20 protein-coding genes are annotated in these 16,792 nt (G+C 62.9%); 8 read left to right on the top strand and 12 right to left on the bottom strand.

What is annotated here, in order from left to right:
- Positions 1-75 precede the first annotated feature (75 nt).
- The 3 genes from trpB to BHD08_RS00650 all read left to right on the top strand — a co-directional run bounded on the left by trpB (position 76) and on the right by BHD08_RS00650 (position 2,599).
- Positions 76-1,287 (top strand): tryptophan synthase subunit beta, encoded by a 1,212-nt coding sequence (trpB, locus tag BHD08_RS00660; protein ID WP_125020456.1) that lies wholly within the window; start codon positions 76-78, stop codon positions 1,285-1,287.
- Positions 1,284-2,093: a tryptophan synthase subunit alpha gene (gene trpA, locus BHD08_RS00655; protein ID WP_125020455.1), complete on the top strand. Its 810-nt coding sequence runs from the start codon at positions 1,284-1,286 to the stop codon at positions 2,091-2,093. Before trpB ends, trpA begins: the two co-directional genes overlap by 4 nt.
- Before the next feature lie 176 nt (positions 2,094-2,269).
- Positions 2,270-2,599, top strand: coding sequence for a DHCW motif cupin fold protein (locus BHD08_RS00650; RefSeq protein ID WP_125020454.1), 330 nt, complete (start codon positions 2,270-2,272; stop codon positions 2,597-2,599).
- Between the two features lie 117 nt (positions 2,600-2,716).
- Here the strand turns inward: BHD08_RS00650 and BHD08_RS00645 are convergent, their stop codons facing one another.
- The 4 genes from BHD08_RS00645 to BHD08_RS00630 all read right to left on the bottom strand — a co-directional run bounded on the left by BHD08_RS00645 (position 2,717) and on the right by BHD08_RS00630 (position 4,955).
- Positions 2,717-2,899, bottom strand: coding sequence for a DUF1289 domain-containing protein (locus BHD08_RS00645; RefSeq protein WP_125020453.1), 183 nt, complete (start codon positions 2,897-2,899; stop codon positions 2,717-2,719).
- Positions 2,900-2,901: 2 nt separating this feature from the next.
- Positions 2,902-3,273, bottom strand: coding sequence for a hypothetical protein (locus BHD08_RS00640; protein ID WP_038655779.1), 372 nt, complete (start codon positions 3,271-3,273; stop codon positions 2,902-2,904).
- A gap of 207 nt (positions 3,274-3,480) precedes the next feature.
- Entirely contained in the window at positions 3,481-4,722 is a 1,242-nt protein-coding gene (locus tag BHD08_RS00635; RefSeq protein WP_125020452.1) for a type II toxin-antitoxin system HipA family toxin, read from the bottom strand.
- Positions 4,719-4,955 carry a helix-turn-helix domain-containing protein gene (locus tag BHD08_RS00630; protein WP_230357644.1) on the bottom strand — a complete coding sequence of 79 codons (237 nt, stop codon included), beginning with the start codon at positions 4,953-4,955 and terminating at the stop codon, positions 4,719-4,721. Before BHD08_RS00630 ends, BHD08_RS00635 begins: the two co-directional genes overlap by 4 nt.
- A 261-nt stretch (positions 4,956-5,216) precedes the next feature.
- Here BHD08_RS00630 and yghU point away from each other — a divergent pair, with 261 nt between their 5' ends.
- From yghU to BHD08_RS00615, 3 genes are all read left to right on the top strand, one after another.
- Complete coding sequence (gene yghU / locus BHD08_RS00625) at positions 5,217-6,059, top strand: glutathione-dependent disulfide-bond oxidoreductase (protein WP_125020451.1); 843 nt, start codon at positions 5,217-5,219, stop codon at positions 6,057-6,059.
- Between the two features lie 329 nt (positions 6,060-6,388).
- A complete protein-coding gene (locus BHD08_RS00620) occupies positions 6,389-7,210 on the top strand; it encodes a hypothetical protein (protein ID WP_125020450.1) in 822 nt (273 codons plus the stop codon).
- Positions 7,211-7,420: 210 nt separating this feature from the next.
- Positions 7,421-7,813, top strand: a complete 393-nt coding sequence (locus BHD08_RS00615; protein ID WP_125020449.1) for a hypothetical protein — start codon at positions 7,421-7,423, stop codon at positions 7,811-7,813.
- Positions 7,814-7,901: 88 nt separating this feature from the next.
- Here BHD08_RS00615 and BHD08_RS00610 read toward each other — a convergent pair whose 3' ends face one another.
- On the bottom strand, positions 7,902-8,405 hold the full coding sequence (locus tag BHD08_RS00610) for a DUF4126 family protein (protein WP_125020448.1): 504 nt from the start codon (positions 8,403-8,405) through the stop codon (positions 7,902-7,904).
- 167 nt (positions 8,406-8,572) lie between these two features.
- Between BHD08_RS00610 and BHD08_RS00605 the strand changes: the two genes are divergently transcribed.
- Positions 8,573-9,325 carry an outer membrane protein assembly factor BamE gene (locus BHD08_RS00605; RefSeq protein ID WP_218567501.1) on the top strand — a complete coding sequence of 251 codons (753 nt, stop codon included), beginning with the start codon at positions 8,573-8,575 and terminating at the stop codon, positions 9,323-9,325.
- 10 nt (positions 9,326-9,335) lie between these two features.
- On the opposite strand, the gene BHD08_RS00600 is transcribed toward BHD08_RS00605, so the two are convergent.
- The 4 genes from BHD08_RS00600 to BHD08_RS00585 all read right to left on the bottom strand — a co-directional run bounded on the left by BHD08_RS00600 (position 9,336) and on the right by BHD08_RS00585 (position 12,904).
- The gene (locus BHD08_RS00600; RefSeq protein ID WP_125020447.1) at positions 9,336-9,740 is read right to left on the bottom strand and encodes a hypothetical protein; all 405 of its coding nucleotides are present in this window, start codon (positions 9,738-9,740) and stop codon (positions 9,336-9,338) included.
- 118 nt (positions 9,741-9,858) lie between these two features.
- Positions 9,859-10,152, bottom strand: coding sequence for a GNAT family N-acetyltransferase (locus BHD08_RS00595; protein WP_125020446.1), 294 nt, complete (start codon positions 10,150-10,152; stop codon positions 9,859-9,861).
- 178 nt (positions 10,153-10,330) lie between these two features.
- Positions 10,331-10,774 carry an SRPBCC domain-containing protein gene (locus BHD08_RS00590; RefSeq protein WP_125020445.1) on the bottom strand — a complete coding sequence of 148 codons (444 nt, stop codon included), beginning with the start codon at positions 10,772-10,774 and terminating at the stop codon, positions 10,331-10,333.
- Positions 10,775-11,068: 294 nt separating this feature from the next.
- Positions 11,069-12,904 carry an ABC transporter ATP-binding protein gene (locus BHD08_RS00585; protein WP_125020444.1) on the bottom strand — a complete coding sequence of 612 codons (1,836 nt, stop codon included), beginning with the start codon at positions 12,902-12,904 and terminating at the stop codon, positions 11,069-11,071.
- 460 nt (positions 12,905-13,364) lie between these two features.
- Here BHD08_RS00585 and BHD08_RS00580 point away from each other — a divergent pair, with 460 nt between their 5' ends.
- A complete protein-coding gene (locus BHD08_RS00580) occupies positions 13,365-14,588 on the top strand; it encodes a patatin-like phospholipase family protein (protein WP_125020443.1) in 1,224 nt (407 codons plus the stop codon).
- 272 nt (positions 14,589-14,860) lie between these two features.
- Here BHD08_RS00580 and BHD08_RS00575 read toward each other — a convergent pair whose 3' ends face one another.
- From BHD08_RS00575 to BHD08_RS00565, 3 genes are all read right to left on the bottom strand, one after another.
- Positions 14,861-15,439: a MerR family transcriptional regulator gene (locus BHD08_RS00575; RefSeq protein ID WP_125020442.1), complete on the bottom strand. Its 579-nt coding sequence runs from the start codon at positions 15,437-15,439 to the stop codon at positions 14,861-14,863.
- Entirely contained in the window at positions 15,436-15,852 is a 417-nt protein-coding gene (locus BHD08_RS00570) for a hypothetical protein (protein ID WP_125020441.1), read from the bottom strand. Before BHD08_RS00570 ends, BHD08_RS00575 begins: the two co-directional genes overlap by 4 nt.
- A 241-nt stretch (positions 15,853-16,093) precedes the next feature.
- Positions 16,094-16,771 carry a hypothetical protein gene (locus BHD08_RS00565; RefSeq protein WP_125020440.1) on the bottom strand — a complete coding sequence of 226 codons (678 nt, stop codon included), beginning with the start codon at positions 16,769-16,771 and terminating at the stop codon, positions 16,094-16,096.
- Positions 16,772-16,792 lie beyond the last annotated feature (21 nt).

The following is a 16,792-nucleotide window of genomic DNA, read 5'->3' as shown; positions in this document are numbered from 1 at the left end:
GTGGCAGCGCTCGGGTCCGCAACCTGACCGCAGACGCCAGCCGGATTTGGCAGCCAGCCCAGACAGGAGCCTCACATGACCTCATACCGCACCGGTCCCGACAATCGTGGCCTGTTCGGCCGCTTCGGCGGTCAGTTCGTCGCCGAAACTTTGATGCCGCTGATCAACGAGTTGGCCGCCGAATACGAGAAGGCCAAGAGCGATCCGGCCTTCCTCGAGGAGCTGGCCTACTTCCAGCGCGACTACATCGGCCGCGCCAGCCCGCTGTACTACGCCGAGCGCCTGACCGAACACTTCGGCGGCGCGAAGATCTACCTCAAGCGCGAAGACCTGAACCACACCGGCGCGCACAAGATCAACAACTGCATCGGCCAGATCCTGCTGGCCAAACGCATGGGCAAGCAGCGCATCATCGCCGAGACCGGCGCCGGCATGCACGGCGTGGCCACCGCCACCGTGGCCGCGCGTTTCGGCATGCAGTGCGTGGTCTACATGGGCACCACCGACATCGACCGTCAGCAGGCCAACGTCTTCCGCATGAAGCTCTTGGGCGCCGAAGTGATCCCGGTCACCGCCGGCACCGGCACGCTGAAGGACGCGATGAACGAAGCCCTGCGCGACTGGGTGACCAACGTCCACAACACCTTCTACCTGATCGGCACCGCCGCCGGCCCGCACCCCTACCCGGCCATGGTGCGCGATTTCCAATCGGTGATCGGCAACGAGGTCCGCGAGCAGATCATGCAGAAGGAAGGCCGCCTGCCCGACTCGCTGGTCGCCTGCATCGGTGGCGGCTCCAACGCCATCGGCCTGTTCCACCCGTTCCTCGATGACGAATCCGTGCAGATTGTCGGCGTCGAAGCGGCCGGCCACGGCATCGACACCGGCAAGCACGCCGCGAGCATGGCCGGCGGTGCGCCGGGCGTACTGCACGGCAACCGCACCTTCCTGTTGCAGGACGCCGACGGCCAGATCACCGACGCGCATTCGATTTCCGCCGGCCTCGACTACCCCGGTGTCGGCCCCGAGCACGCCTGGTTGCACGAGATCAAGCGCGTCGAATACGTGCCCTGCACCGATGACGAAGCCCTTGAGGCCTTCCACCAGTGCTGCCGCCTGGAAGGCATCATCCCCGCGCTGGAATCCGCCCACGCCCTGGCCGAGGCCTTCAAGCGCGCGGCCAAACTGCCCAAGGAGCACCTGATGGTGGTCAACCTCTCCGGCCGCGGCGACAAGGACATGCAGACCGTGATGCACCACATGAGCGAACAGGAGACGCACGCATGAGCCGCCTGCAGAGCCGCTTTGCCGAGCTGAAAGAACAGAATCGCGCGGCGCTGGTGACCTTCGTCACCGCCGGCGACCCGGATTACGCCACCTCGCTGGCCATCCTCAAGGGCCTGCCGGATGCCGGCGCCGATGTCATCGAACTGGGCATGCCGTTCACCGACCCGATGGCCGATGGTCCGGCGATCCAGCTGGCCAACATCCGCGCCCTGGCGGCCAAGCAGAACCTGCCGAAAACCCTGCAGATGGTCCGCGAATTCCGCGAAAGCAACACCAGCACCCCGCTGGTGCTGATGGGCTACTACAACCCGATCTTCGCCTACGGCGTCGAACGTTTCGTGGCAGACGCGAAAGAGGCTGGCGTCGATGGCCTGATCGTCGTCGACCTGCCACCGGAACATAACGACGAACTCTGCGACCCGGCGCAGGCGGTGGGCATCGACTTCATCCGCCTGACCACCCCGACCACCGACGACAAGCGCCTGCCCACCGTGCTCAACGGCAGCTCGGGCTTCGTCTACTACGTTTCGGTGGCCGGCGTGACCGGTGCAGGTTCCGCCACCATGGAACACGTCGAGGAGGCAGTCGCTCGCCTGAAGCGTCACACCGATATCCCGGTGTGCGTCGGCTTCGGCATCCGCACGCCGGAACAGGCCGCCGCCATTGCCCGCCTGACCGACGGCGTGGTGGTGGGCTCGGCGCTGATCGACCAGATCGCCAGCGCCAAGAGCCCGCAAGACGCGGTGGAAGGCGTGCTCGGCCTGTGCCGCGAGATCAGCGCCGGAGTACGTGGCGCCCGCGGCTGAGGCCTGGTTGCCGCAACCGAAAAAGCCGCTGCCCCATGAGAGGTCAGCGGCTTTTTCGTTTGTGTACCGGGTGTCCCGATTTGCGTCGGACCATGGCGACTCCGGGGGGCTTCAGTCAGCCACTGGACCGCAGCAATCACCACTGCTTTCTGCAAGACCACTAAGAGGCGTCAGACATGGACATCAACGACCTCCCCTTCGGCACTACCGACTGGGCGACCATTGAACCCACCCTGCATCCAGGCGAAACCGGCAGCGCTTGCTGGCGCACCCGCCGGTTCGGCGGCATCCGCGTGCGCATGGTCGAGTACACCGCGGGTTATCTGGCGGACCATTGGTGCAGCAAGGGCCATATCCTGCTGTGCCTGGAAGGCGAACTGCATACCGAACTTGCTGATGGTCGCCGCTTCGTCCTCACGCCGGGCATGAGTTACCAGGTCGCCGACGGCGCCGAGCCGCATCGTTCATCCACCGAAGTGGGGGCGAAGCTGTTCGTGGTGGATTGATTGCAATCGACAGCCGCTGCAACCTGAGGCGCTTCGCACTAAATCAGCGCCTGCGAGGCAGGCACACGGCTGGTGACCACACCGTCATCGGCAGCGAAGGCGCCCATCGCCCGGCCATCACTTCTTTTTTTTCTTCAGTCCCTTCAACCGCTGCGCCGCGCGCTCTACCGTGGCCTTCTTGTCCGGGCGCTTCATGCGCTTCCATTTGCGGATCTCATCCTTGGTGCGCCCGCAGCTGGTACACAGCTCGTCACTGAGCTTGCAGACGGAAATGCACGGATTCTCGACGTCCTTGGCCACTGTCAGTGCCTTGTCGTGGCGTTGCGGGCCAGGCGCCGTTGCCAGTCACCGCCATCGTTGCGCTTGCAGGCTTCCTCGCTGTCAGAGCGCACCGGGGCGATAAGCGCACTCATGTCGATACCCGCCTCAGCCAGCGCCGCTTGGGTGAGCGCCTGCATTCGGGCGCCCTGTCCTTGGCCTATCGCCAGCGCCCTCTGTGCCTCCGTGACGAATACCCAGGTGACCTGCAGGCTCTCGGGAAAGCGCGCGTAATCGACCTCATGGGTGAGCCAGCTGAATCCGACGATCTCCGCCTTGCCCGCTTCGCAGGCCTGGCTCAGGCAGCTCGAGAGTTGCCGTTCCATACGGGTCTGATCGCGTTTGCTGAGAAGCATCGTGCCGTCCTGTTACGGTTTGGCCCCGCGTCGAAGGGGGGGCAGAAAGAAAGAGTCTAACGCGACCCCTGCATGCCGGACCGTCAGCACCGCTTGTTGGCAATACCGCTGATCGATTACTGACTATGGTTGCCACGCTCGCGGCAATCTCACACAGCGAAGCGCTAGCGTGGGCTGTAGGCATTCACCACGGCAGGACCCTGGCCGCTACAGCTTGCGGTAGCGGCGGCACTGCTGAACGACGTATTTGCGCACATGCTGCACCTTCGCCCAACCCACCTCATCCATGCCAACCGTCTGCAGTTCAGCTTGCAACTCAGCGCTATTGGCAGCTGGCTCGAGCAGATCCAGCATTTGCCGCAGCTCCCGCAGTACGAACGGCGGCGCGAGGCCCATGTGGCGCGCCAGCTCTTCCCAATCGGCTCTGCGCAGCTGCTGCGGATGGAAGTTACCGCCGACCGCGAAACCAAGACTGGGGCTGTATGGCAGCACCATCGTACATACCAGGTCATAGGCCGGCGCCAATGACCAGCGCCCCTTGGCGTCTTGTAACAGCGAAATGTTCTTGGCATGGCCATCGCTGTTGCCGGCCAGCACGTTGAATATCTGCCAGCGCAGCAGCTGGCGCACCTGCAGCGCAGGCATGGCCGTCACCGCGCGCAACAGGTCTGCGCAGGCAGCCAGCGTCGGGCCGCCCTCTTCCTGGTACTTGAGCCGCCGCGGATAGCCAAGCGCCTGGCACATGTCCTCCTGGTGCACACGCTCGATCCGGTTATCCACTCGCTCACGATCGTAACGCGTCACAGCAAGGTAGTGAGCCTTCCCTGCCTGACCTGCATGCGAGTCCGGAACCACAAGCCCTGCGATCCGAGCCAGGCGGTTCATATAGAGCTCGTTGAAAACCAACGCCGGCTTTAGCGAGAACTTGATCAGATGCGAAGAAGCGGCGGTACCGCTCGGGAGGTAGAGCTGGCCGCCTTCGAGAATTACGGGAATCTTGTCCTGGGCGCCGGCAAGCGAAAGCCGTGTCGCCTTGCCCGGCTGGAACAAGGCGTAGCGCTCCTTACCCTGCGCCCAGCGCGCCAGCTGATTGGGGTCAACCGGCTCCTGGCCAGATTCGATCAACGCATCGGCCCGCTCCGGGTCAACAATGCGCAACGCACCGGCACAATCACCACCGATGGCGGCCAACAGCGAAAAGTCGTCATCGGCGATCCCAAGCCGGTTCACCAGCAACTGCCGCGAAGCTTCTTCGGGAAGCAGATTGGCAAACCAGTTATGTGCCGTGCCGAGCGTTGGCGCAAACATACCGGTTGCAAGCGGCAAGCTATTGGAGATTGCAAACCGCGCTGCTTCGCTATAACGAAAACCCATGCTGCGGCCATCGTCACCCAGCCAAAGCTCACCGATACGGCAATCACCCCGGTAGGCGCCGAGCAGTCCGCTCACAGGTCGCTCCCGTCACGTCTAGCCGCCAACAGCTCGATGCCAAGCGTATGACACACGTTCAGCACCCGTCCGAACGAACAGCTCTCACGGCCATTTTCCAGCTCGCTCAGAAAGCGCACGCTCACGCCGCATAGGCCGGCAGCGTCCACCAGACGCAGCCCCTGCCCCTTGCGAGTGCGCTGGATCAGTTTGCCCAGCTCGGCCATCGAAACAAATGCGGTAGGTCCACCCATTTTCCCGTTCCGTACAATTTGGTCTTCGGAAACAGCTCATTCCCAATTTTTTCCCAATAGGGAAAATACTCTCCGTCGCTGGCCAGTGCACTGGATTTTTTACCGATCGGGAAAAAGATCTTCTAGCTCATCTCAACAAACCACCTCGCAGAACAAACCATCGCCCATCGATGACCAATATCGACCCGCTTGATTTCGACAGCGCCGGCCGAGGGCGTAGCATGCCCTGCACATCCCCAGTAGCCACCGAGGAGATTGTTCATGCCTGATACCCCTTACGTCCCGCCGAAGGTCTGGACCCACGACGCGCCCTCGGGCGGCAAGTTCGCCAGTATCAATGCCCCCACCGCCGGTGCGCGGCAGGAGAAGGTGCTGCCGGTGGGCAAGCATCCGTTACAGCTCTATTCGCTGGCGACGCCCAATGGCGTGAAGGTTTCGATCATGCTCGAAGAGCTGCTCGCCGCCGGCCACGCGGGCGCCGAGTACGACGCCTGGCTGATCAACATCGGTGACGGCGACCAGTTCGGCAGCGGCTTCGTCGAGATCAATCCCAACTCGAAGATTCCCGCGCTGGCCGATCACAGCGTCGACGGCGAACCGCTGCGGGTGTTCGAGTCCGGTTCGATCCTGGTCTACCTGGCGGAGAAGTTCGGCGCCTTCCTGCCCACGGAAATCCGTGCGCGTACCGAGACGCTGAACTGGCTGTTCTGGCAGATGGGCTCGGCGCCCTTCCTCGGTGGCGGCTTCGGGCACTTCTACGCCTACGCGCCGGAGAAGTACGAGTACCCGATCAACCGCTACGCGATGGAGGTCAAGCGCCAGCTCGACGTGCTCGACCGCCAGCTGGCGGAGAACCGCTACGTGGCCGGTGACGACTACAGCATCGCCGACATGGCGATCTGGCCCTGGTACGGCGTGCTGGCCAAGGGCGAGCTGTACGACGCCGGCGAATTCCTCTCCGTGCAGGACTACAAACATGTGCAGCGCTGGGCCGCGGAAGTCGCCGAGCGCCCGGCCGTGATCCGCGGACGCAAGGTCAATCGCACCTGGGGCGAGGAATCCGAGCAGGCACCCGAGCGCCACAGCGCCGCCGACCTCGACTGAAGCGCAACCCCAGCGGGCCGGTAGAAAGCGCAAAGCCCCTGCCATCGCCCGCTGCCTGCCCGCGCTGGTTGCCCGGCCCGTCCGCCGGGTAGCCGGCGAGGCGTTCTGCTTCAGAGCTTCCTCGTCACGCGCACGTCCTTCGCGCAGCGACCGCGCTGCCCTCCTCCGACCGCTGATCCTCCACGCTGAACTATGCCGGTGCGCTCCGACCCAATGTTCATGAGCGCCGTTAATCCGCGACAGACGCGGCCATCAGCACACGGCCGCTGCCATCGCGACAGGTGCAGAGCGCTCACAACCCGGTTGTTCAACACAACGTGAGGTGGATCATGAGACACACACTGGTAGCAGCGTTCGCAACGCTGACCGACGCCAACCGCACTCGCGGCGACCTGATGTCGCGAGGCATAGCGCGCGAACAGATTCACGCCATTGGCGCCGAAAGCGCCGATATCCATGCCTACGACGCGCCCTACACCACCACTCCCGACGTCCCGGTGGATCGTACGCATCACGAATCCAAGGTCACGCATTTCTTCAAATCGCTGTTCGGCCATGAGCCGCACGAAACGCACCGCCACTACGCCACCGCCTATCCGGATGCCGTGCGCCGCGGCGCCCTGGTTATCGCCGTGGATGTCGACGATGAAGACCAGCTGGCCAAGGCGCGCGATGCCATGGAATACAACGGCGCCATCGACATAAACGAGCGCGGCGGCACTGGCACAGTCGAAGGCTACCCAGGCCCGAGCAGCCCCTATGCCGGCGCGACCGGCGGCGACAGCCACCTGGACAAGCATTTCACCACCCCCGCAACGGGCACCGCTGCGACGGCTACCGGGATACGATCGGCAAGCGAGCGTGTCGGCGAAGGCACCGGAGTCAACACCGCCGCCGGCGTAGGCCACACTACCGACCCGACCGACTACAACGACCGCAGCTCGGCCGACACTGGCCGCTATGACATCGGCAGCGCGGCCAAGCGGGCCGGGACCGACTACCCGGACACCACCGCCACCACTGCTCCGACTGGCGCAGGCACGACCGGCCATGGCAGCAGCAGCGAAATGCCGGAAGTCGCAGCGGGCGTCGGCACCCGAGATGCAGGGCTCAGCCGCGACCGTATCTGCGTGATCCAGCGACCGAGCTGACCGCAGTCCTACGGGCCGCATCATGCGGCCCGTTTTCTGTCAGGTCCCGGCCGGGCTTTCACCCCGTGACGACTTGCGATTCATCAAGGCCATAGGCTCCCGCTGCTGCGACGATTGGCGCAAGGCCGGACCGCTGAGTGCTGGATGCACCTGGCGTATGCTGGCGCTTCAGGCAGCCTGAGCGCTGCCAAGCATGCAGAGGGCCACGCCATGCTTACGCTGAGAACCGTCTCGTCCTGCCTGATGCTCTGTCTTCTCGCTTCGAGCGCCTGGGCCGCGCAGCCCGCCATGGAGCAGACCGAAGGCGCGTCGAAGAGCGCCTTCGTCCTGCATGAAGGCGGCAACATGCACACCGACCAGACGGCGCTACGTGAACGGCGCGCCAGAGCCTACGAAGCGGAGTTACGGGAAGCCGAGGACGAGCTGATGGCGGCCAAGTACGCGATCACCCGGAAATACCTGGCCAAGCTGCCCGCCCATGAACGCGAGGCCATGCAGGCCGAACTCGCCGCGCAACACGCCACCTTCGCCTATCGCTACCCCGAAGCCCACGCACGTCTGCTCCAGAGCAATCCGCACAAGGCCGAGCTCACGCCTGAGTGACGGCCCCGGCAGCACCGGCCGTACGGCGGAAAACGGCAACCCTTTGCCACGCGTCCACATCACCGCTACGTGAAGCGCGAGTGGCGTGTTACCGCCTCCGCCCGCCTTCGCCCAGCGCCCGCCGCAACCCAGCCTTGCCGACCGTCAAGGCCAGACATTCCTCGACCGCACCCAGCGCCGCGTTGACCAGCGGCCTGGGCTGATAGGGCTTGCGTAGGCTCAGCCCGATCTTGGCTGCGACCAGCGCCGCCGTCGCGCCGAGCAGTGCCGGCAACAGCATCGGCTCGCGGCGCACACCGGCCAGCGCCGCCGCACTCACACCGCCGGACAGCGCACGGAACATCATCGACGGCACGATGGTGCGATCCGGCGCAAAGGGCAGCTTGTCACCGATCATCTCGCTGACCGCGAGCGTGGGCAGGAAGGTCTGTGCCGTATCCGACGTCAGCAGTTGCGCGGCCTCCCCCGCCCCGGCGAGATCATCGCGCTCGCTCAGTGCCCGGCTGACCAGCGTCGGCGCCAGCATGCTGCGCATGCCCGTCACCGCGCCGATCGCCAGGGCAGCCCATACCAGATTGCTCGAAGTCGTCATCGTCAGTTCTCCCGTCGGTTGCTAATACCGACCGGAAGCCCGCCGCAAGCGTTCCGCGCAACGCGTTAACGGCGGCCCGCCCCAGTCGCTCGTTGAGGAGCCTCCCGGCCATCACGGGGCTTAATCCGGGCCATACTGATAAAACGGCCTGCAAGGAGGATTCGGTCATGCTGGCAGCGAGTTACCTGAGGGCGACAAGATGGGCCGTACTGACGCTGCTGGCGGCGCTCTGCAGCGCGTGTCTGGTGATTCCGGTCGGGCTGTTCAACGAGCAGCCATATGGGCCGGAGCTGCTGCAGAAGCTGCACCAGGCCGATCGGAGCCAGGTCCGCCGCCTGCTGGGCGAGCCGTTGCTGACGCGGGCGTCCAACCGCTACTGGTACTTCAGCGACTCCCGCACGCTCGCCGGTGTAATCGGAGGCACAACCAGTACGGCGTTCGAACAATACTTCTGGCTGCTCGTCCATTTCGACCAGCGTGGCCGCGTCGACTTCGCTGAAGCCGCCAAGCTCGACGAATGCCTCAGCAACGGCCAGTGCTTCGATGGGTCGTCCTCCGGCGCCGAAACCGTCAGCGCCCGCAACTACCGGCCTGGCACCGATGAATGCGCGGTTTACCTGTACCTACAGGCGCTGCCAGCGCTGCTGAATACCGGTGCCGTGGATTACCGCGTGGATGGCCGCACGGTTGGGCGGGTCAACAAGCACAGCTACCTGTTTCTCACCCATCGTCCCGGCCCGATCCGCATCGCCGCCTATGACCTGGCCATCGGCACCGAATGCGAGGCCGGTGACCGGCTGTTCATCCAGGCAGTGAAAAAGCGCGATTTTTCCTGGGAAACCGGCGAAGACCTGGCCCCTGTCTCTCAGCCGGAAGGAGACGCAGCGATTGCCGTACGCCGCCTGGCCTTGCCGCACTGAACACTGCGCCTCACCACTGGTAGAGCCCGTAAGCGCATACACCCAGACCGAAGCCCATCTGCGCCAGCAGCAGCGCACGGATGGCGAAGGTGTAGCTGATCACCCGGCTCTGCCCCAGCGCATCGGCGGCGAACAGCCGGTAACTCTCGGGATACTCGGCTTCCATCTCCTTGAGTGCGACGATGGTCAGCTCCAGCAGCTGCCGGCTGCGCGCGTCCACCAGCCAGAAGACCTGCGCGAGCAGCATGGTAAAAGCGCCCAGCAGAATCAGCAGCCCCGGCGAGAAGCCGCGCTGCAGCGCCGCCAGTACACCGCCATCGGCAAAGATCGCCAGCACCACGAAGAAGTTGAAGCCCCGCAGGCGCTGCTCGGCATTGAGCTTGAAATGCGCCCAGACAAACTCTCGACCATCCACGCGATTGCCCTCTGACGAAACCTGCTGCGGGTGCGATGCCGTGCCGACGCGGCGGCAGCGATCACTCAGATAAGAGCGTCAGCCCCGGCAATAAGTCCCGCTGAACAAGACGTACCGCTCAGGCCGGATCGACCAGATCCTGCCATTCCGCGTGGCGCTCGATGTACCTGGCGAGGAACTCGCATTGCGGCACCACCCGCTTGCCGCAGCGACGCGCATCTTCGAGCGCGGCCTTGGCCAGCACACTGCCCAGCCCCTGCCCGGACAGGCTGGGGTCGACCTCGGTATGGGTGAAAACCATCCGCTCGCCCTGCTCGCTGTACTCGGCAAAGCCGAGTGGCTGGCCGTCGACCAGCAACTCATAGCGCTGCTGCGCGGCGGCGTGACGAACGCTGGCTTGTCTATCGCTCATGGCGGACTCCCTCTCGATTAATGGCGGCTAGAGGTACGAGTGAGCACGACGTATGAGGGTTCAGCTGAGTCGACGAGTCGTAGCGGCCTGCATCGCGGGCGCGGTCCACGGGCATTAACCGCATGCAGCGAGAGCTGGAGATGGAGGGCCTCGCTCATCCTGAATGCTGCCGGAACTGTTATGCGCCACCCGTCGACTCAGCGAGCACGCGCGTAAGCCGATCAATGTTTTGCTCGTTCGCGGAACCCGCTCTTGCCTTGACCGCTTGCGCAGTTTCCGCATCCTCAAAGACCTGGCTCCAGGTCATGCGCGTGCCATCCCCGGCAGGGATAAGTTCGATGGTCAGCGTAAAGTGCGGTGGGCAATCATGCCTGATGACCAGCATTGAATCGGGAACGAGTTCTTCGAACCTGCTCTCATTGCTATAGCTCTTCCCATCAGGCCCATGCATCACGAACTTCCAGCGACCGCCCGGTGCAAACTCGAAGATCTCGAATGTATTGCTGAAACCTTCGGGCCCCCACCATGCAGCGAGCAGATCGGCTGAGGCAAAAGCGCCGTATATCTCGGCTGGCGTGTACGGCAGTGTTCTTGCCGTAGTTAACGTTCTGTTTTCACTCATGCGCCTGACTCCAGCTGGACGTTAATTGGTGCCGCACAACGATCAAAGCAAGCAGCGTAGTCCGTTTGGCCAATGGGCGGGTTCTGGCTTGGCTTCAACGGACGTCATCAACCGAGCACCGTTTCGCTGACTGCATCGCCCCTCCCCGTTGTCCACCCTGCGCCACCCCAGCCCGCGCCGCCGACGCTCAATATCTGCGTAGGGTGGAAAACGGCGAAGCCTTTTCCACGCGTCACCTCCAAGCTACCTCGCACCCTCCCTTGGCGGACAAGTTGCAGCGCCTCGCCACCACCCTCAATCCACCCCGACAAACCCACCCGTCTGGTGCTGCCACAGCCGCGCATAGAGGCCACCGCGGGCGATCAGCTCGGCGTGGGTGCCGGTCTCGATCACCTGCCCCTTGTCGATCACCACCAGCCGATCCATGCGCGCGATGGTCGACAGCCGGTGGGCGATGGCGATCACCGTCTTGCCTTCCATCAGGGTATCCAGGCTCTCCTGAATCGCCGCCTCGACCTCCGAATCCAGCGCCGAGGTGGCTTCGTCGAGCACCAGGATCGGCGCGTCCTTGAGCAGCACCCGGGCGATGGCGATGCGCTGCCGTTGCCCGCCGGAGAGCTTCACGCCGCGCTCGCCCACCATCGCCTCGAAGCCTAGGCCGCCCTGGCTGTCGTCGAGGGTCTTGATGAATTCGTCGGCGCGGGCTTTACGCGCCGCGGCCCAGAGTTCTTCCTCTGTGGCGTCGGGCTTGCCGTAGCGCAGGTTGTCGCGGATCGAGCGGTGCAGCAGCGAGGTGTCCTGGGTGACCACGCCGACATTGGCGCGCAGGCTTTCCTGGCTGACCTCGGCGACGTTCTGCCCGTCGATGAGGATGCGCCCGCTTTCCAGGTCATAGAGGCGCAGCAGCAGGTTGACCAGCGTCGACTTGCCCGCACCCGACGGCCCGACCAGGCCGATCTTCTCGCCCGGGCGAATGTCGATGGTCAGCCCGCTGATCACCCCGCCCTGCTTGCCGTAGTGGAAATGCACATCCTCGAAGCGCACGCCGCCCTGCTCCACCTGCAGCGGCCTGGCGTCCTCGGGGTCCAGCACATCACGCGGCCGGACGATGCTCTTCATGCCGTCCTGCACGGTGCCGACGTTCTCAAAGATGCCGTTGACCACCCACATGATCCACTCGGCCATGTTGTTGATGCGGATCACCAGGCCCAGCGCCAGGGCGATAGCGCCTGTGGTGATCAGCGCCTCGCTCCACAGCCACAGCGCCAGCGCGCCGGTGCCGACGATCAACAGGCCGTTCATGCAGGTGATGAGGAAATCCAGGCTGGTGATCACCCGCGACTGCAGGCGGAACTTGCCGAGCAGCTCCTGCATCGCCTCGCGGGCGTAGCTCTCCTCCTCCCGCGAATGGGCGAACAGCTTGAGCGTGGCGACGTTGCTGTAGCCGTCCACCACCCGCCCCATCACCTTCGAACGCGCCGCGGACGCCGCCGCCGAGCGCGCGCGGATACGCGGCACGAAGTACCAGAGCGCGGCGCTGTAGCCGACGATCCACAGCAACAAGGGCACGATCAGGCGCAGGTCGGCGGCGGCGAACAGATACAGCGCGCTGCCGGCATAGACCACCACATGCCACAGTGCATCGATCACCTGCATGGCCGAATCGCGCAGCGACGGCCCGGTCTGCATCACCCGCTGGGCGATGCGCCCGGCGAAGTCGTTCTGGAAGAAGTTCAGGCTCTGCTTGAGCACGTAGCGGTGGTTCTGCCAGCGGATCAGATTGGTCAGCCCCGGGTTGATCGCCTGATGCGTCAGCAGGTTGTGCAGGCCGAACACCAGCGGCCGGATGACCAGCGCCACCGCCGCCATCCACAGCAGCTCGTTGCGGTGCTCGGCGAAGAAGGTCCGCGCGTCATCGGTCGCCTGGGCCATATCGATCAACTGGCCGAGAAAGCTGAACAGCGCCACCTCGATCAGCGCCGCGAAGAAGCCCACCACCAGCACGGCCGTCATCAACGGCCAGACCTGCTTCAGGTAATGGGCATAGAAGCGCAGCATCCCGGCCGGCGGCGCAACGTCCGGGCTAGGTTTGAAGACGTCGATCAGGTTTTCGAAACGGCGGAACAACATGGGAGGTCTGCTTTGTGGCGGGGTGGGCGGGCGTCTTTCCCGAATTCGACCGCTCGGGCGCGGCATCCGGTTGGACGCCCCGAACCCTCGAGCGTTTCGCCAACCACCTGCCCTGCCCGTCGATTCGCATCGGTGGACAAGCGCAGCGTTGTCCACCCTACGCCACTCGGCCTCCTCTGCCGACACCGCGCATGCGTAGGGTGGAAAACGGCGAAGCCTTTTCCACGCGTTACGTCCAGGCTACCTCGCTAACCGCAAGAGCTGCCGTCTTTAAGACATAGGGAAAAAGCCCGAAACACAGCGCCCCCATGAAACCCAGCGGCGCGACACCGCGGCATGTTTAGATTGGTAGCGTATTGCCCTGTTGATAATCTCTGTCGCCTTCGCCAGCGAGGCGACCGACCCTGTTGGTCTTGCGGCGAGCCCAGGCACTACCGAATACCTCGAACTGGAATCGACGATGACCGAGGACGCTGTAAAAAATCCAGGTACCACAGGGCTGATCCTCTCGGGCGGCGGCGCGCGTGGGGCCTATCAGGTTGGTGTGCTGTCGGCCATTGCCGATCTGTTGCCTGACCCGGCGGGCAATCCGTTTCCGGTGATCGTCGGCACCTCGGCGGGCGCGATCAATGCCGTCAGCCTTGCCTGTGGCGCCCTGCATTTTCGCGAGGCGGTGCGGCGCTTGAGCAGCGTTTGGCGCAGTTTCCATACCGATCAGGTGTACCGCAGTGACTGGCCGGGCGTGTTGCGCCAGGCCAGCCGTTTCCTCGGTCACAGCATGTTCGGTATCGGCAAGCAGGTGCCCGTTGCGCTGCTCGACAGTTCGCCACTGGCCAGGCTGCTCGAGCGTGAACTGGATTTTTCCGGCATCGCCGCAGCACTGCGCCAACAGCAACTGCGTGCGATAGCGGTGACGGCATTCGGCTACGAGTCGGCCGAAGCGGTGACGTTCTATCAGGGGCATGCGGCCATCGACCCATGGTTGCGCCATCGTCGGGTGGGTGTGCCGACCCGCCTGGGAATACCCCATTTGCTGGCCAGCACTGCCATCCCGCTGCTCTTCGAGCCGGTAAAGATCAACCGCGAGTATTTCGGCGATGGCGCGGTACGCCAGACCGCACCGATCAGCCCTGCCCTGCACCTGGGCGCCACACGTGTGCTGGTGGTCGGGGTCAGTGGCAACCCGGTGGATGACCAGAGCGAGATCGCTCCAACACCGAGGCCGACCGGCGCCAGCCCCAGCCTGGCGCAAATCTCCGGGCACATGCTCAACAGCACCTTCATCGACAACGTCGAGACTGACATCGAGCTGCTGGAACGCCTCAACCAGCTGGGGCGACTGGTGCCTGCCGAACAACGCAAGCGCGCCTACGGCCTGACGCCCGTCGAGGTGCTGGTGATTTCCCCCAGCCAGCCGCTGGACAGGATCGCCGCCCGCCATCGGCGAGAGCTGCCCGCCGCCATGCGCCTGTTCCTGCGCGGCCCTGGCGGCACGCGCGAAGGCGGCGGCGGGCTGTTGAGTTACCTGTTGTTCGAACCCGGCTACTGCAGTGAACTGATCGAACTGGGTTATCAGGATGCCATGGCCAAGCAAGCCGAGCTCAGGGCCTTTCTCAGGCTCGAAAAGCCAGAGCAGCGTAGCCAGCAGCTCTCGCCAAACGCGCACAGCGTCTTCAGCAGTTAGCAGTCAACGGTTAGGGGCGAGCGGTAAGCAAGTGCCGGATTTCGCGTGGACAAGCGAAGCGTTGTCCACCCTACGCCACCAACCCCGCCTGCTCCGCCAAGGCCCGGGAATGGGCATGGGTATGCGTAGGGTGGAAAACGGCGAAGCCTTTTCCACGCGTCAGGTCCAGGCCACCTCGCTGTTCGAGGCCGCTCCGGTGGGCTTCAACCCATCCTATGGAGCTGATTTATTTATTGAAGCCACATTTCAAACAAATAATCTGGCCCTTTTTCCTAGTCTGATTTGGCTTCTGCCTTCGACCAGCACTGGATTTCGGCGACCTCCGCCGGATTGAGGCCAAGCAACGTTAGGAAGTTCGCATGCTCGTCGGGGTTCTCACGCTCGAATTCAACGTGCCACAGATGCATGGCTTCTTCGTCGAATCCTGCACGCCGCAAAAGCGCAACCCACGACGCCTTGTCCCATTGCTGCCGACGGTTTCGGATGTCGGGAGCCGCGAGCAGATGTGCAATAAGGCGCTGTTGCGTACGGATACGCTCCACTTCCTGGGTGAGGCCGAGCAGTCGCTTCTCCAGTATCGCCATAGGCCCGGTGCCTCCGCGCAAGTCTGATTCGTCGGAAGGCGAGAGAATGATGCGTATGTCGGCTAGCGCCAGACCGGACTCCCGGAGGCGGCGAATAGTGAGCAGACGATCCAGCTCAGGCTCGCCGTAGAGGCGGTAGCCGGCCGGGCTACGTGCATAAGGAGCCAACAACCCGACGGACTCATAATGCAGGACTGAGGATCGCGCCAGCCCGACGCGTTTGGCGAGCTGGCCGAGCGTGAATGTGTCCTTGCGCGCGTGGCTCATAACGGTAGAGGCTCGCGGTCGGGCGGCGTGAAGCGCTCCTGCGCCACCGTCGAGTTCAAGGTCTCGTCGCTGTAGTGGCGCGCCAGAACAAGGCGCGCACCGCCGACCAGATCGGCGTTGGCTGCGAGAAAGTTCGGCCAGGAGAGTGTCCTATCGGTGGCGCCGCCATGCGCCATCAAACGAACCAGCGCTTCGGATAGGGTTCGGTTGTACTTCCCCGGGACACCGAGATGAGTCGCCAGCCGGGCGATAGCATCACAGGTTTCCGATACGGCCTCTTCCAGCGGGCGACGCTGGAGCAGCAGCCAGGCTGCGCGAACATGGCCCAGGTGGTCAAAGCCCGATGGCGGCATGCTGGAATCCAGAAAGGCTGCAAGAAACTGGTCGTCGTCCATCGATTTCGGGTCGGTCATGATTTGCTCCTGTGGAAGGGGAGCGTCTAGCTTCAGGCCTACTATAGCCGTCAGGTCAAGCAGCCTACTTCCATTAGCGCAAGCCTCCAGTTGCGGCGCGAAAACAAAGCAAACAAAGGGGACAGGTTTACTTTTCTAGCAGGACGGAACATTTGCGAGTAAATAAATCTGTCCCCTTTTCCTGCTTTCATCTTTCACTTGATAAAGCTTGCTAATCGCAGGATTCATATTATCCCCTTTCTTAAAACGGAATATCATCATCAAAATCGTCAAATTTTTTACTAGCTGGAGCAGGATCAACAGCCTTCCAAGTCACTCCGCCTTCAATGTTCGCAACCGGAATTATCTGGGTTTCACCAAAATAACCACTTCCGTTTCGATAAATTCCGGCATGAGCAAACATCATGTGAACATTGTGATCTAGCATGACATTCTTTGGATAAAACCCGTTTTCATCTTTATAGCCTGCTATATAGTTTTGAAGCGCTCGCACAAGGTCTTGAACACCAGGTGGCTCGCAGTGAGACTGGGAAGAGAGAAAACGAGACAGCTCAAAATAACTGACAACATTACCCCAATCCATCACATGGCATGCTTGAATTTTAGGAATTAAAAATTCTGCAAATGAAGCATCGAATCGTTCGCGACTCTTGATTATTTGATAATCACATCGTGCATCCTCAATACATCTCGCCACCTCAAGCAGGTCTCTATCCGGCGTGAGTAGACCATTATTTTCCATGTTGATTGCCCTCTGTGCTTTCGCTAACAGAGCTTGTTCTTCACCAGTAAAAAGAAGCCTACTTTTTTGAGCCCGCCTAGCTTTTAGTATCCCCATTGGAATGGCGAGCACAACAACGATTGGAATCATGATTAAAGTAATAATCAGGCTAATTAGTTTTGCTATCAATCTGGCCACTGTTTATTCCACTTATAGCTT

Origin of the sequence: Pseudomonas sp. SCT (assembly GCF_003864275.1) — a bacterium.
GTDB classification, from domain to species: Bacteria; Pseudomonadota; Gammaproteobacteria; order Pseudomonadales; family Pseudomonadaceae; genus Stutzerimonas; species Stutzerimonas stutzeri_AE.
This window is presented reverse-complemented; position numbering and strand designations above follow the sequence as displayed.

Coding starts and splice junctions, on each gene's coding strand:
- BHD08_RS00620 (WP_125020450.1), top strand. CDS start 6,389: ATGAGACACACACTGGTAGCAGCGTTCGCAACGCTGACCGACGCCAAC.
- BHD08_RS00630 (WP_230357644.1), bottom strand. CDS start 4,955: ATGGGTGGACCTACCGCATTTGTTTCGATGGCCGAGCTGGGCAAACTG.
- BHD08_RS00585 (WP_125020444.1), bottom strand. CDS start 12,904: ATGTTGTTCCGCCGTTTCGAAAACCTGATCGACGTCTTCAAACCTAGC.
- yghU (WP_125020451.1), top strand. CDS start 5,217: ATGCCTGATACCCCTTACGTCCCGCCGAAGGTCTGGACCCACGACGCG.
- BHD08_RS00640 (WP_038655779.1), bottom strand. CDS start 3,273: ATGCTTCTCAGCAAACGCGATCAGACCCGTATGGAACGGCAACTCTCG.
- BHD08_RS00605 (WP_218567501.1), top strand. CDS start 8,573: ATGCTGGCAGCGAGTTACCTGAGGGCGACAAGATGGGCCGTACTGACG.
- BHD08_RS00610 (WP_125020448.1), bottom strand. CDS start 8,405: ATGACGACTTCGAGCAATCTGGTATGGGCTGCCCTGGCGATCGGCGCG.
- BHD08_RS00580 (WP_125020443.1), top strand. CDS start 13,365: ATGACCGAGGACGCTGTAAAAAATCCAGGTACCACAGGGCTGATCCTC.
- trpA (WP_125020455.1), top strand. CDS start 1,284: ATGAGCCGCCTGCAGAGCCGCTTTGCCGAGCTGAAAGAACAGAATCGC.
- trpB (WP_125020456.1), top strand. CDS start 76: ATGACCTCATACCGCACCGGTCCCGACAATCGTGGCCTGTTCGGCCGC.
- BHD08_RS00615 (WP_125020449.1), top strand. CDS start 7,421: ATGCTTACGCTGAGAACCGTCTCGTCCTGCCTGATGCTCTGTCTTCTC.
- BHD08_RS00590 (WP_125020445.1), bottom strand. CDS start 10,774: ATGAGTGAAAACAGAACGTTAACTACGGCAAGAACACTGCCGTACACG.
- BHD08_RS00570 (WP_125020441.1), bottom strand. CDS start 15,852: ATGACCGACCCGAAATCGATGGACGACGACCAGTTTCTTGCAGCCTTT.
- BHD08_RS00595 (WP_125020446.1), bottom strand. CDS start 10,152: ATGAGCGATAGACAAGCCAGCGTTCGTCACGCCGCCGCGCAGCAGCGC.
- BHD08_RS00575 (WP_125020442.1), bottom strand. CDS start 15,439: ATGAGCCACGCGCGCAAGGACACATTCACGCTCGGCCAGCTCGCCAAA.
- BHD08_RS00650 (WP_125020454.1), top strand. CDS start 2,270: ATGGACATCAACGACCTCCCCTTCGGCACTACCGACTGGGCGACCATT.